Raw genomic sequence first — 12,438 nt, 5'->3', positions numbered from 1 at the left:
CGCCCGATTTCTTAACCCTGACGCGCCGCCTTGACCTTGATCTCGACGCCGATGGCCTTGGACACCCAGTCGCCGCCCGCGTCCGACGCCATGCCCATGTTCAGCGCCGTGCGATCCAGTTCCAGCTTGCCCGCGACCGTGGCCGTCCCGTTCGCCTCGTCGAAGGTGAAGGGCAGGACGACCGGGACCGTCGTCGTCTTGATGCGCAGGGTTCCCGTAGCCTCATAGCGGTTGCCGCCCAGCGCCTTGAACGCCGTCGCCTCGAAGCGGGCGGTCGGATAGGTCGACGTGTCGAACCATTCGGCGCCCGGCAGGCTGCCTTCCTGCGTGGCGTCGCCGGTCCTGGCCGTGCCGGTCTGGACCGTCACCACGGCTTTCGATCCCGCCAGATCGGCCGGGTCGAACCAGACTTGCGCGTCCCACTGTTCGAACCGGCCGGTGAAAGCCTTGCCGGTGTGGGTTCCCGTGAACTGGATCGTCGAGGCGGCCTTGTCCACGGTCCAGGCGGCGGCCGTGCCCGGCGTCACCGCCGCGTCAGCCGCAGACGCGGCGGCAGGGGCCGAGGCGACCGCCTGCCCTTCCGTCTTGGGCGCGGGCTTGGCCGCCAGTCCGAAGGCGGCGCCGATCACGACCACGAAGGCCACGCCCGCCAGCCGCTCAGCCCAGCGCAGGGCCGGGGTCGGTTCAGGCGCGACGCCATGCGCGTCATCGCCATGCGGCAGGACGGGGATCATGTGCGACAGCACGCCGTCGCGGTCGAAGAACTGGTGCTTCAGCGCCGCCCCGACGTGCAGGGCGACCAGGACGATCGCGCCCCAGGCCAACTTGCTGTGCGCGCCCATGGCCATCCAGGCCGTCGTGCGGCGGGCGGCTTCGGAGGCGTGCTCGATCAAGGGCAGGTGTGGAATGGTGAACAGGCCGAACCAGCTGGTCGCCACGGCCAGCGGCGTGTCCGTGACCACGGCCCAGCCGGTCGAGACATAGATCCACCCCGTCAGCGGCAGAGCCAGCATCAGGGCGTAGAAGGCGGCGTGCGTCGCTCGCGCGGCGAACTGCTCCCACCCCTTCATGGCCCCCGGCAAAGCCGGAACCGGGTGCGTCAGCCGCCACACGATCCGCAGCGCCGTCAGCGCCAGGATCAGGAAGCCGATCGACTTGTGAATCTGGAAGACGCGATAGGCCAGCGCCTGGCTGTCCGGCTCGACGATGGCGTCGCTCATCCACCAGCCCATCGGGATCATCGACAGGATGGCGACCGCGATCAGCCAGTGCAGGGCGATGGCGATGGCGCTGTAGTGGCTGGGGCGGCGGGTCATGAGAGCTCTCGCGTCAGTCTGAAGAAGGCGGGACCGACGGCGCCGCCCCTTCGTCGTGCTTTCGCCGATCAGGCGGCCGGAGCGGCCGGGGCGACTTCCTTGATGAACTCGGCGTCGAAGCGGATCGTCACCTCATCGCCGACCGGGCCCAGCGGCATGCCGAAATCGGTCCGCTTGATCTTGCCTTCAGCCGCGAAGCCGATGGCCGGCGCCGGCACGAAGGGGTGTTGTTCCAAATCGCCGTTGAAGGTCGCATCCAGGGTCACCGGCTTGGTGACGCCCAGGAAGGTCAGGTCGCCCGTCACCTTGGCGGTGCGCGCGCCGGTCAGCTCCACCTTGGTCGACTTGAAGGTGATCTGCGGGAAGGCCGTGGCGTTCAGGAAGGCCTTGTTCTTGGCGATGTCCTCGCTGAAGCTCTTGAACCCTGTGGCGGCGTGAGTGCCGAGGTAGTCGCCCGGATAATTGGTGTCGACCGAGGCCGGGTCGATCGTCGCCTCGACCGTGCTGTTAGCCAGGTTGGCCGTATCGAGCGTGATCTTGGCGTCGAACTTGTTGAAGCGCGCCGTGTAGTTCGAGATCGAGTTATGTGGCAGCGACCATTGCAGCGAGGCGTGGGTCGGGTCCATCACATAGACGCCCGAGGTCGCCTTCAGCGCGACCGGAGCGGTCGAGGCGGCGTCGGTCGTCGGAGCGCCGGCGGTGTCGGCGGGCTGGCTGCAGGCGGCCAGCAGGGCGGCGGCCGAAACAGCGATCAGGGCGGCTTTGATCTTCATGGGAAGGAAACCTCGGTCAGACGGGTGAAACGAAAACTGGACAGACAGTCCGGAAACAGGTCGATTGTCCGTCCGGCCTCGCCGTCGGACTGCAACAGTATATGTTGCCATTCGCGCGCTTCAAGCCCTCGATCACGAAATTCGCCTCGAGCCTCACGAAAAAAGGATTGAGGTGCGCCGGGCGGCGACGGCGCCTATCCTCGCGACTCACATGACCATCCGCCGCCTCCCCCCCGAGACCGTCAACCGCATCGCCGCCGGCGAAGTGGTCGAACGCCCGGCCAGCGCCATCAAGGAACTGGTCGAGAACGCCATCGACGCCGACGCCCGCAGCATCGAGATCCAGGCGGACGGCGGCGGCCTGACCCGCATCCTCATCGCCGACGACGGCAAGGGCATCCCGCGCGACGAACTGCCCGTCGCCATCGAGCGCCACGCCACCTCGAAGCTGGAGCCGGACGATGCAGGCGACGTGGACCTGCTGCGCATCTTCACCCTCGGCTTCCGGGGCGAGGCCCTGCCCTCCATCGGCTCGGTCGCCCGGCTGAACATCACCACCCGCGCCAGGGCCGAGGCGGGCGAGTCGCAGAACGACGCCTGGGCCGTTTCGGTCGAGGGCGGCGCCCAGCGGCCCCTGTCGCCCGCGGCCTTCCCCGGCCCGCACGGCGCGCGGGTCGAGGTGCGCGACCTGTTCTACGCCACCCCTGCTCGGCTGAAGTTCATGAAGTCCGAGCGGGCCGAGGCCATGGCCATCTCCGAAGAGATAAAGCGTCAGGCCATGGCGCACGAGGCCGTCGCCTTCACCCTGACGCTGGACGGCAAGACGACCCTGCGCCTGCCTGCCGAACATCCCGGCGACGAAGGGCGGCTGAAACGCCTCGGCGCCCTGCTGGGCCGCGATTTCGAGGCCAACGCCCTCCTGATCGATCAGGAGCGCGACGGCGTGCGTCTGTCCGGCTATGCGGGCCTGCCGACCTATTCGCGCGGCAATGCGGCGCACCAGTTCCTGTTCGTCAACGGCCGCCCAGTGCGCGATCGCCTGCTGCAGGGCGCCCTGCGGGGGGCCTACGCCGACTTCCTGGCGCGCGACCGGCATCCGGCGGCGGCCCTCTTCATCGACATCGACCCGCTTTATGTCGATGTGAACGTCCACCCGGCCAAGGCCGAGGTGCGCTTCCGCGATCCGGCGCTGGTGCGCGGCCTGATCGTCGGCGCCCTGCGCCACGCCCTGCACGCCGCGGGGCACCGCGCCTCGACCACGGTCGCTGCTGACGCCCTGTCGGGTTTCAGACCGCATACGGGCGAGGCGCTCTACAACCCCGCCGCGCCGCAGACGTTCAACAACGCCGCGCCGGGCTGGAGCGGCTGGCAGGGCTGGTCGCAACCGGCCGCCGCCGCCCAGAACCTGCCCGGTCTGAACGAACGCTCAGCCCGCGTCGAACATACGTGGAGCGGTGAAGCCAGCGCTCCCAGCTACCGCACGCTGGGCGAGATTCAGGCCGACCACGCCGGACAGATCACGCCGGGCGCCCCGGCCCCGGTCGACCTGATCGACTATCCGCTGGGCGCCGCGCGGGCGCAGCTTCACGCCAACTACATCGTGGCCCAGACCCGCGACGGCCTCGTCATCGTCGATCAGCACGCCGCTCACGAACGGCTGGTCTATGAGCGGATGAAGGCCCAGATGGCCGACGGCGCCGTCACTCGCCAGGCCTTGCTGACGCCCGAAGTTGTCGAACTGGACCCCGCCGAGGCCGAGCGCGTCGCCGGCAAGGCCGAGGAACTGGCCGAAATGGGTCTGATCGTCGAAGCGTTCGGCGCGGGCGCGGTTCTGGTGCGCGAAACGCCTGCCCTGCTGGGCGACACCGACGTTCAGGGCCTGATCCGCGACATCGCCGACGACCTGTCCGAACACGGCGCCGCCCTGTCGCTGAAGGAACGGATGGCCGAGGTCTGCGGCACCATGGCCTGCCACGGCTCGGTCCGTTCCGGCCGCGTCCTGTCGGCGCCCGAGATGAACGCCCTGCTGCGCCAGATGGAGGCCACGCCCCACTCCGGTCAATGCAACCACGGCCGCCCGACCTATGTGGAGCTGAAACTGCACGACCTCGAGAAGCTGTTCGGGCGGCGCTGATCTTTTCGTCGCCCGACCGCTTCGCTACTTGAGGGCATGTCTCCTTCCGTCCTCTTCGTCTGTCTCGGCAACATCTGTCGCTCGCCGCTGGCCGAGGCGGCCTTCCGCGAAGAGGCGCACCGCCTGAAACTGGACGCCATCGCGGATTCCGCAGGCACCGGCGGCTGGCACATCGGCGCTCCGCCCGACCCGCGCGCCCAAGCGGTCGCCCTGAAGAACGGCGTCGATATCTCGGCCCTGCGCGGTCGTCAGGTGAAGCCCGCCGACTTCCGCCGCTTCACCCATCTGGTGGCGATGGATCACGAGAACCTGGCGAACCTGCGCCGCCTCGCCCCGCCCGACGCCACGGCGGAACTGAGCCTGCTGCTGGACCACGTCGAGGGCCGCGCCGGTCAGGCCGTGGCCGACCCCTATTTCGGCGAGGACGACGGCTTCGATGTCACCTGGGCCGACGTCACGGCCGGCGCCCGCGCCCTGGCCGCCGAGCTCCAGCGTCTTAGAGGCTGAGCGTCTCGACCAGGCCGCTGGCCTTGCCGCCCGACGCCGCCTCTCCGCCGCCGATGGCGTAGATCACGCCGTCCACGCTGGCCGCCGCCAGGCCATGGCGCGGCGTTCGCATGGCCGGGCCGGCCGTCCAGGCGTCGCGCATCGGATCATAGAGCCAGGTCTCGGCGAAGACCCCGCCCCCGCGCCCCTCGAACCATTCGCCGCCGAAAGCGATCAGGCTGCCGCCCGCCTCGGCCATGGCCAGGCCGCCTCCGACCTGCCGCCCCGTGGCGGGCGAGGCCGGAATCGGCGCCAGCGTGTCCCAGCGGTCGCGGGCGGGATCATAGCGGTCCAGCCGCCCTGTTCCGCCGCCGTCCACCGTGCGGCCGCCCGCCACGAACAGCTTGCCGTCGAGCACCGCCCCGGCCGCACTGTTGCGAGCCATCGGTGCCGGACGCGCCGTTTCCCAGCGATTGGCGGCGGCGTCGAAGACCAGATGGGTCGCCACATCGGCCTGATCGTTCCACTGACCGTTCGCCTCGCCCTTGGGCGAGCGGCCGGTGACCAAATGCACCCGATCGCCCACGGACAGGCCGACCGTTTCGCACAGACGCTGCGGCATCTGGCCGACCTGGGCCCAGACGCCCCGGTCGATGGCCCAGATGTCCGTCATGGCCGTCCATTCGCCGCCGTCGCGCCGGTCGTAGCCGCCGAAGGCCCAGATTCGCCCGGCCGCCGACGCCAGCATCGGGTGATGGCGCGGCTGCGGCAGTCGCGGCCCTTCGCTCCAGCGATCCGCCTTCACGTCATAGATCGCCGTCCGGTCATTGATGTGCAGCCCGCCCGCCGCCGACCGCACCAGGCCGCCCGCGACCGTGATCGAACCGTCCTGGGCGGCGCAATATATCTCCTGCGTCGGCCAGGGCATGGAGGCGCGGGGCGTCCAGCCTGTCTCGGCGCGGGATACGACGGGCGCTGCGGCGACGGCGGCGCCGACGGCGAGGAAGGTGCGGCGGTGCAGGGTCATGCCGACAAACCTAGCCGTTCGCCTCGTCCTGCGCTAGAAACCCGCCTCTTCCCCCAACGGGATCGAACCATGTTTGAGATTGTAGCCACGGCATAGGCCCGGACGCTGATCGTCCCAGGCCTCCTGAACCCGCCCCGCGCCGCCTTGCGCCGGGCGTGTGTCTTTTCATGCCTTGGAAATCTCAATCCCATGAACCTGTCACGTGCGGAGCAACGCACGCTCCACGCCCTCGCCCAGGGCGGTCGCATCCTGCTGGAACGCGACGAACAGGGCCGCATCCTGGCCGCCCGCTGCTTCACCCGCGAAGGCTGGGTGCTGGACGGCTGCAACCTCGATCAATGGCGCAGCCTGAAGCGCAAGGGCGTCATCAAGTCCCGCAACGGCGGCCCTTATGTCGTCAACCGTGAGGGCCTCGGCCGCCTGCGCAGCCGGGCCGACAACCGGACCTCAGGCCGAGGCTTCTGACGCCCTGAGGAACAGGACGCGCGCGGCGCCGTAGTCGCGCGCGTCCAACCGCTCATAGCCGGGCGTGTCGATCTCGGGCTCGTCCGAGCCGCGCTCGAACACCACAATGGCGCCCGGCGCCAGCCAGCCCCCCTCCAGCAACCGCGCCAGCGTCTGCTCGCCCAGACCTTTGGCATAGGGCGGGTCCAGAAAGGCCAGTGTGAAGGCTTCCCCCGCCGAGCCGGGACGCGGCCCTAGATCGGTCGCGCTGCGCCGATGCACCCGGCACCGGCCGAACAGGCCATAGGCGTCCATGTTCTCGCGGATCGCGCCGCGCGCGCCGTCGTCCGTGTCCACGAACAGGCAGAAGGCCGCCCCGCGCGACAGGGCTTCGAACCCCAGCGCGCCAGAGCCGGCGTACAGGTCGATCACCCGCGCCTCATGCAGACCATCAGCCCAGGGGGCGTGCTCCAGCACGTTGAAGATCGCCTGACGCGCCCGATCCGAGGTCGGGCGCGTGTTCTGCCCTTCGGGCGTGACGATGGCGCGTCCCTTCAGGCTGCCGGCTACGATGCGCATGGATCAACCGCGCCCACGCGGGCCGCCGCGACCGCCGCCGCCCGAAGGCTTGCCCCCGAAGGGTTTGCCCCCAAACGGTTTGCCGCCGCGCGGACCGCCGGGCCGGTCGCCCGAGCGCTCGCCAAAGCGATCATTGGGACGCGCATCGGAACGCCCGCCGGCGCCGCTCGGGCGGCCGAAAGGCTTATTGCCAGGCTTCCCGCCCGGACGGCCGCCCTTGGCCGGGCCGCGACGGTCGTCGATGAACTGGTCCGCGCGCGGTTCGCGCGGCTTGAACGGGCGGCGCGGACGCTCGCCGCCTTCCGTTCCTTCACCCTCGCCCGGACGAGTGCGCGGTTTGAAGGTCTTGGAATGCTCGAATTTCGGCTTGGCCTTGGCCCAGCCTTCCTTGCGGGCGGGCTTGCCGAACTCGGCGCCTTCTTCCGCAGCCGTCTCGGCGGCGCGGACACGGCTGGGCTTGCGCGAGGGGTCTGACATGGCCGAGCCGGACTTGCCGCGCACGATCGGCGTGCCGGTGCGGCGGCCGGGAACCGGCGCGGGCGTCTCGACCGTGTTGCCGGTCGGCAGGTTCTCGGGGCGGATATGATCAGCCAGCATCTCGCGGATTACGCGCGGGCCGACTTCCTCAACCGCGCCGACCGGCAGAGTGCCGAGCTGGAACGGACCATAGGCCAGGCGGATCAGGCGGTTGACCGTCAGGCCGACGCTCTCCAGCACCTTGCGAACCTCGCGGTTCTTGCCCTCGGTGATCTGGACGCTGAGCCACAGGTTCGCCGAGGACTTCTCGCCCTCGGCCTTTTCCTTGGCCTTGTCGATGGTGGCTTCCACCGGGCCGTAGCGCACGCCGTCGACGACGACGCCGTCCTTCAGCTTGTCCAACTGCGCCTGGGTGATGCGGCCGCGCGCCCGGGCGCGATACTGGCGCACCAGGGCCGTGTCCGGCAGTTCCAGCGCCCGGCTGAGTTCGCCGTCGTTGGTCAGCAGCAGCAGGCCCTCGGTCGCCAGATCCAGACGGCCGACGGAGATCACGCGCGGCAGGCCGCTGGGCAGGGCGTCGAACACGGTCGGGCGGCCCGCCGGGTCGTTGTGGCTGGTGATCAGGCCCGCAGGCTTGTGATAGCGCCAGACGCGCGTCGCCTGTGCGGCCCCGATCGGCTTGCCGTCGACGGTGATCTTGTCGTCGCGTTTCACCAGTACGGCGGGCGTGTCCAGGATGCGGCCGTTCACCGCCACCTTGCCCAGACCGATCAGCCGCTCGACCTCGCGACGCGAGGCGATGCCCGCGCGGGCCATGGCCTTGGCGATTCGTTCGGTGCGTTCCGGCGCCTTGGCTTCAGGCCCAGGCTTGCCGCCCGATCGACCCTCGGCCCGGTCGCGGGACTTCCCGCCCGGCTTGCCGTCCTTGTCAAAGGGCTTTCGCGGGCCCTTGTCGGCGAAATTGCGGGGACCGCGCGCGCCGTCGTCTTGACGGGAGCGGGGCTTCTTGTCGTTGTCTTTGGGATGGCGATCCATGATGAGCGGTTCATGAGCATGGCGCTCGATCTGGCGCAAGCGGCGGCTGAAGCCGGCGAGGTGCCGGTCGGCGCGGTAATTGTCGATGAAACGACCGGCGAAGTCCTTGGGCGTGGGCAAAACGGCCCCATTACGGCCCATGATCCGACCGCACATGCCGAGATCATCGCCCTGCGCGATGCAGCGGCGAAGTTGCAGAATTATCGCCTTACGGACCTGACCCTCTATGTCACGCTGGAGCCGTGCGCCATGTGCGCGGGCGCCATCAGCCACGCTCGCATCGGCCGCGTGGTCTGGGGGGCTGATGATCCCAAGGGCGGCGCCGTCATCAACGGCGGGCGTTTCTTCGACCAGCCGACCTGCCACTGGCGACCACAGGTCGAGGGCGGCGTCCTGGCCGATCCGGCGGCCGACATGCTGCGCGGCTTCTTCCGCTCACGCAGGAAATCCCGCACAGGAACGACGGGCGACGCAGGGCGTTGAGCCTTCAAGCTTGACCTTGAGAGGGGCCTCCCTTGCCGACTCGTATCCTCTGGCCCGCCATCGCCGCCCTGGTTCTATTGTCCGGCTGCGGCCCTGAACCGCGCAAGGCCCCTACAGATGGCGAAGAGGTGCGCGAGCGCGCTGTCGAGGCCCAAACCGCGCGCCGACGCACCGGCGCCGAACTTCAGGACCGAGCCCTGAACCGCGTCGTCCACGCCGTCTACCTGTGCAACAATTCCGAACGTCTGTCGGTCGACTTCGACAATCCGCGCCAGATGGCGACTGTGCGCAACTCCAGCGGCGAGGCGGTCGACCTGTACCAGGAGCGCGCCGCCGACGGCATCTGGTATCGCGCCTCGGGCTATGAACTGCGCGGCAAGGGCGTCATGGCCACCTGGACCGCCGCCGACCGCGAACCGACCGAGTGCCGGGCGGTGGACTAGGCGAGGCTCCCCAGCCGTTCGTCCAGTCGTCGCCGTACCTCGAGCCAATCTTCGTCCAGTATGGCGAACTGAGCCGTATCCCGCGCCCGGCCCGTCCAGGTGATCTTATGCTTGCGCAGCACGCCTTCAAAGGTCGCGCCCAGCTTGCGGATGGCGGCCTGGCTGGCCGCGTTCAGGGCGTCGGTGATGATCTCAACCCGGATCGCCCCGTTCGAGAAGGCGTAGTCCAGCAACAGACGCTTGCACGCCGGATTGATCGACCCGCCCCGCGCCTCAGGCCGATAGAAGGTCGAACCGACCTCGCAGCGCCGATGCTCGGGCCTGATCTCATAGAGGCTGGTCGTGCCGACGACCGCCCCGTCGCTGCGCCGTCTGACCGCATAGGCGATGCGCGAACCCGCCGTCATCACCCTCAGAGCCGCGTCCCACCAGCCGTCGAAATGCGCGCCATAGGCGGCGGCGACCATGCCGTTCCAGGCGTCCGGGTCACAGTCCAGCGCCGCCCTCACCTCTTCCTTCAGCGCTTCGCTGAACGGCTCCAGCCGCACGAAGGCGTCTTCCAGGACGATCGGCGACAGCTTCACGCCGCGCCTTCTTCGATCAGGAAGGCGCGCACCGTCTCGGTGTCGACGTTCTTGTCTGTGAAGGCGTCGCCCACCGCCCGCGCCAGGATCAGGGTCAGGCGCCCGCCCTCGGCCTTCTTGTCCCCCGCCATGCGGGTGATCAGGGCGTCAGCGGCGAAACCGTGCTCCACGTCCGACAATCGCGTCGGCAGGCCCGCCGCGCGAATTCCCGCCTCGGTCCGCTCGGCCTCGGCCGCCGGACACAGCCCCTGGCGCGCCGAATAGCGGAAGGCCATGGCGCAGCCCAGCGCCACCGCCTCGCCGTGGGTCAGGGTCTCGTCGAACGCCAGCTCTGCTTCCAGCGCATGGCCGAAGGTGTGGCCGAGGTTCAGCAGGGCGCGACGGCCCGCCTCCTTCTCATCCTCGCCGACGATCTGGGCCTTGATCTCGACCGAGCGGATCACGGCCCGTTCCAGCGCATCCGGATCGCCCTGAGCCCCCGAAGCACCCTCGCCGCCCAGCCAGTCGAAGAAGGCCGCGTCGCAGATCAGCCCGTGTTTCAGCACCTCGGCCCAGCCCGAACGCACCTGCCGCACCGGCAGGGTGGCCAGGGCCTCGATGTCCGCCAGCACCCGGCGCGGTTGGTGGAAGGCGCCGATCAGGTTCTTGCCGCGTGGGGTGTCGATCGCCGTCTTGCCGCCGACCGAGGAATCCACTTGAGCCAGAAGAGTGGTCGGAATCTGCACGAAGTCGACCCCGCGCATGAACAGGGCCGCCGCCAGACCCGCCAGGTCGCCCACCACGCCGCCGCCCAGGGCGACGACCATGCTCTTGCGGTCCAGCCCCTCGGCCAGCAGCCGGTCCAGCACGGCCTCAAGCTGTTCGAACGACTTGGACGCCTCTCCCGCAGGAACGGTGACGATCCCCGTCGCCAGGCCCGCCGCCGCCAGAGAGGCGCGCACCGTCTCGCCGTGAATCGCCGCCACCGTCTCGTCGCTGACGATAAAGGCGCGCGTCGGCTTCAGCGCCGCGACCTCCGCCCCCGCTGTCTTCAGCAGGCCGCGCCCGACGACCACCTCATAGGGGGCGAAGGCGCCGCCCGCGACCTGGATCGTCGTGGTCATGACTGGGTCTCCTGCCGTCCGAACCGGCGCAACTGTTTCAGGATGGCCTCGACAGCCTGAGCGTGCGATCCGCCGCCCACATCGACGGTCAGATCGGCCTCGCCGTAGATGGGATAGCGCGCCTTGGCCAAGTCGTTCAGGGCCGTCAAAGGATCGCGATTGCGCAGCAGCGGCCGCGTATCGCGCCGCCCCACCCGCTCGGCGATCACTTTCAGATCGGCTCGCATCCAGACGCTGACGGCGTGCTGCTTCATCAGGGCGCGGGTGTCGGCGTTGAGCACAGCCCCGCCCCCGGTCGCCAGCACGATCGGCGGCCCTTCCAGCAGGCGTTTCATGACCCGCGCCTCGCCCGCACGGAACTCCGCCTCGCCCCGCGTGGCGAAAATTTCGCTGACAGTCATGCCCGCCGCTTCCTCGATCACCTGGTCGCCGTCGGCGAACGGCAAGCCCAGCCGCGCGGCCAGACGGCGCCCCACAGTCGATTTCCCGACGCCCATCAGCCCCACCAGAGCTATGGTGCGGACCGAAGACAGCGGGAAGGAATCAGGCGAGGCGTCGGAAGGCATGGTCCGTATACCCTCTACACCAGACGCCGCCCTGCTCCACATCCCACAAGCAACGATTGGCCAGAAGAGACGACCTGACGCCGCATGACCCCGCAGATCGAAGCCTTCCTGGAGATGATGGCGGTGGAGCGCGACGCCTCGCCCCATACGCTGGCCGCCTATGGTCGCGATCTGGCGGACGCAGAGACCTGGCTGGACGACGCCGGCGGCCTAATGAGCGCGCCGCAGGAAGCTCTTGAGGCCTGGTTCGCCGATCTGTCGCGACGCGGACTGTCCGCCGCCACGGCCGCGCGACGCCGCGCCTCCGTACGCCAGTTCTATCGTTTCGCCCTGGGCGAGGGTTGGCGCGCCGACGATCCCTCCCGCCGCCTGGATGCGCCCAAACAGGGCCGCAGCCTGCCCAAGACCCTCAGCCGCGACGAGATCGAGGCCCTGCTGACCGCCGCGGGCGCGGCCGACAGCACAGCGGGGCTGCGCCTGATCGCCCTGGTCGAGATGGCCTACGCCTCGGGTCTGCGGGTGTCGGAACTGCTAGCGCTCAGGGTCGAGGCCGTGCGCCGAGATCCCGCCTATCTGATCGTGCGCGGCAAGGGCGGCAAGGAGCGGTTGGCCCCGCTGAACTCCGCTGCACGCGAGGCGATCAAAGTCTGGCTCGACGCCCGCGACGCCGCGCGAAAGCCGCATGCGCCGGACAGCGTCTGGCTGTTTCCTTCGCACGGAAAGAGCGGCCATCTGACGCCGCGGCGGTTCGCCCAGCTTCTGGATCAGGCGGCCGTCACAGCGGGAATCGACCCGGCCCGCGTCAGCCCCCACGTCCTGCGTCACGCTTTCGCCACCCATCTGCTGGAAGGCGGCGCCGACCTGCGCGTGGTGCAGACCCTGTTGGGCCACGCCGACATCTCGACCACCCAGATCTACACCCACGTCGCCACGGATCGCCTGTCCCAGGTGGTCCACGCCAACCACCCCTTGGCGAAGGACGACTGAA

General features: G+C 69.5%; 14 protein-coding genes. 6 read left to right on the top strand and 8 right to left on the bottom strand.

Annotation, left to right across the window (positions count from 1 at the left end; genetic code table 11):
* Window positions 1-11: 11 nt before the first annotated feature.
* Together ACWIDZ_RS13155 and ACWIDZ_RS13150 are read right to left on the bottom strand one after the other, a co-directional pair.
* Window positions 12-1,316, bottom strand: a complete 1,305-nt coding sequence (locus tag ACWIDZ_RS13155) for a YceI family protein (RefSeq protein ID WP_453989426.1) — start codon at window positions 1,314-1,316, stop codon at window positions 12-14.
* Window positions 1,317-1,384: 68 nt separating this feature from the next.
* Window positions 1,385-2,089 carry a YceI family protein gene (locus ACWIDZ_RS13150; RefSeq protein ID WP_346487661.1) on the bottom strand — a complete coding sequence of 235 codons (705 nt, stop codon included), beginning with the start codon at window positions 2,087-2,089 and terminating at the stop codon, window positions 1,385-1,387.
* Window positions 2,090-2,300: 211 nt separating this feature from the next.
* Between ACWIDZ_RS13150 and mutL the strand changes: the two genes are divergently transcribed.
* The gene (gene mutL / locus ACWIDZ_RS13145; RefSeq protein WP_453989424.1) at window positions 2,301-4,223 is read left to right on the top strand and encodes a DNA mismatch repair endonuclease MutL; all 1,923 of its coding nucleotides are present in this window, start codon (window positions 2,301-2,303) and stop codon (window positions 4,221-4,223) included.
* A 36-nt stretch (window positions 4,224-4,259) separates the two neighbouring features.
* Window positions 4,260-4,730 (top strand): low molecular weight protein-tyrosine-phosphatase, encoded by a 471-nt coding sequence (locus ACWIDZ_RS13140; protein ID WP_453989423.1) that lies wholly within the window; start codon window positions 4,260-4,262, stop codon window positions 4,728-4,730.
* Here the strand turns inward: ACWIDZ_RS13140 and ACWIDZ_RS13135 are convergent.
* Entirely contained in the window at window positions 4,720-5,736 is a 1,017-nt protein-coding gene (locus ACWIDZ_RS13135; protein ID WP_453989421.1) for a Kelch repeat-containing protein, read from the bottom strand. The two genes, ACWIDZ_RS13140 and ACWIDZ_RS13135, sit on opposite strands and share 11 nt — an antisense overlap.
* Before the next feature lie 189 nt (window positions 5,737-5,925).
* Between ACWIDZ_RS13135 and ACWIDZ_RS13130 the strand changes: the two genes are divergently transcribed.
* A complete protein-coding gene (locus tag ACWIDZ_RS13130; protein WP_291782242.1) occupies window positions 5,926-6,201 on the top strand; it encodes a YjhX family toxin in 276 nt (91 codons plus the stop codon).
* Here the strand turns inward: ACWIDZ_RS13130 and rsmD are convergent.
* Entirely contained in the window at window positions 6,184-6,759 is a 576-nt protein-coding gene (rsmD, locus tag ACWIDZ_RS13125) for a 16S rRNA (guanine(966)-N(2))-methyltransferase RsmD (protein WP_453989420.1), read from the bottom strand. The genes ACWIDZ_RS13130 and rsmD overlap by 18 nt on opposite strands.
* A gap of 3 nt (window positions 6,760-6,762) precedes the next feature.
* Complete coding sequence (locus ACWIDZ_RS13120) at window positions 6,763-8,271, bottom strand: pseudouridine synthase (protein WP_453989419.1); 1,509 nt, start codon at window positions 8,269-8,271, stop codon at window positions 6,763-6,765.
* Between ACWIDZ_RS13120 and tadA the strand changes: the two genes are divergently transcribed.
* On the top strand, window positions 8,260-8,754 hold the full coding sequence (tadA, locus tag ACWIDZ_RS13115) for a tRNA adenosine(34) deaminase TadA (RefSeq protein ID WP_346487656.1): 495 nt from the start codon (window positions 8,260-8,262) through the stop codon (window positions 8,752-8,754). The two genes, ACWIDZ_RS13120 and tadA, sit on opposite strands and share 12 nt — an antisense overlap.
* 32 nt (window positions 8,755-8,786) lie before the next feature.
* Complete coding sequence (locus tag ACWIDZ_RS13110) at window positions 8,787-9,197, top strand: MliC family protein (RefSeq protein ID WP_291782254.1); 411 nt, start codon at window positions 8,787-8,789, stop codon at window positions 9,195-9,197.
* Here ACWIDZ_RS13110 and ACWIDZ_RS13105 read toward each other — a convergent pair.
* From ACWIDZ_RS13105 to ACWIDZ_RS13095, 3 genes are read right to left on the bottom strand one after another with little or no spacing between them, the layout of a single operon-like run.
* A complete protein-coding gene (locus ACWIDZ_RS13105; RefSeq protein ID WP_453989418.1) occupies window positions 9,194-9,781 on the bottom strand; it encodes a GNAT family N-acetyltransferase in 588 nt (195 codons plus the stop codon). The genes ACWIDZ_RS13110 and ACWIDZ_RS13105 overlap by 4 nt on opposite strands.
* On the bottom strand, window positions 9,778-10,884 hold the full coding sequence (gene aroB, locus ACWIDZ_RS13100; RefSeq protein WP_453989417.1) for a 3-dehydroquinate synthase: 1,107 nt from the start codon (window positions 10,882-10,884) through the stop codon (window positions 9,778-9,780). Before aroB ends, ACWIDZ_RS13105 begins: the two co-directional genes overlap by 4 nt.
* Window positions 10,881-11,450 carry a shikimate kinase gene (locus ACWIDZ_RS13095; RefSeq protein ID WP_291782263.1) on the bottom strand — a complete coding sequence of 190 codons (570 nt, stop codon included), beginning with the start codon at window positions 11,448-11,450 and terminating at the stop codon, window positions 10,881-10,883. Before ACWIDZ_RS13095 ends, aroB begins: the two co-directional genes overlap by 4 nt.
* Before the next feature lie 84 nt (window positions 11,451-11,534).
* Between ACWIDZ_RS13095 and ACWIDZ_RS13090 the strand changes: the two genes are divergently transcribed.
* Window positions 11,535-12,437 (top strand): site-specific tyrosine recombinase XerD, encoded by a 903-nt coding sequence (locus tag ACWIDZ_RS13090; protein ID WP_453989416.1) that lies wholly within the window; start codon window positions 11,535-11,537, stop codon window positions 12,435-12,437.
* Window position 12,438 lies beyond the last annotated feature (1 nt).

The sequence above is a fragment of the Brevundimonas sp. NPDC055311 genome, from assembly GCF_053645695.1.
Note: the sequence above shows the minus strand (reverse complement) of the source record. Positions and strands in the feature narration are given on the sequence as shown.

What these genes read in the sequence shown, in the direction of transcription:
- ACWIDZ_RS13155 (WP_453989426.1), bottom strand. Translation starts at nt 1,316, where the DNA reads ATGACCCGCCGCCCCAGCCACTACAGCGCCATCGCCATCGCCCTGCAC.
- ACWIDZ_RS13135 (WP_453989421.1), bottom strand. Translation starts at nt 5,736, where the DNA reads ATGACCCTGCACCGCCGCACCTTCCTCGCCGTCGGCGCCGCCGTCGCC.
- aroB (WP_453989417.1), bottom strand. Translation starts at nt 10,884, where the DNA reads ATGACCACGACGATCCAGGTCGCGGGCGGCGCCTTCGCCCCCTATGAG.
- mutL (WP_453989424.1), top strand. Translation starts at nt 2,301, where the DNA reads ATGACCATCCGCCGCCTCCCCCCCGAGACCGTCAACCGCATCGCCGCC.
- ACWIDZ_RS13150 (WP_346487661.1), bottom strand. Translation starts at nt 2,089, where the DNA reads ATGAAGATCAAAGCCGCCCTGATCGCTGTTTCGGCCGCCGCCCTGCTG.
- ACWIDZ_RS13120 (WP_453989419.1), bottom strand. Translation starts at nt 8,271, where the DNA reads ATGGATCGCCATCCCAAAGACAACGACAAGAAGCCCCGCTCCCGTCAA.
- ACWIDZ_RS13090 (WP_453989416.1), top strand. Translation starts at nt 11,535, where the DNA reads ATGACCCCGCAGATCGAAGCCTTCCTGGAGATGATGGCGGTGGAGCGC.
- ACWIDZ_RS13130 (WP_291782242.1), top strand. Translation starts at nt 5,926, where the DNA reads ATGAACCTGTCACGTGCGGAGCAACGCACGCTCCACGCCCTCGCCCAG.
- rsmD (WP_453989420.1), bottom strand. Translation starts at nt 6,759, where the DNA reads ATGCGCATCGTAGCCGGCAGCCTGAAGGGACGCGCCATCGTCACGCCC.
- ACWIDZ_RS13140 (WP_453989423.1), top strand. Translation starts at nt 4,260, where the DNA reads ATGTCTCCTTCCGTCCTCTTCGTCTGTCTCGGCAACATCTGTCGCTCG.
- ACWIDZ_RS13095 (WP_291782263.1), bottom strand. Translation starts at nt 11,450, where the DNA reads ATGCCTTCCGACGCCTCGCCTGATTCCTTCCCGCTGTCTTCGGTCCGC.
- tadA (WP_346487656.1), top strand. Translation starts at nt 8,260, where the DNA reads ATGGCGATCCATGATGAGCGGTTCATGAGCATGGCGCTCGATCTGGCG.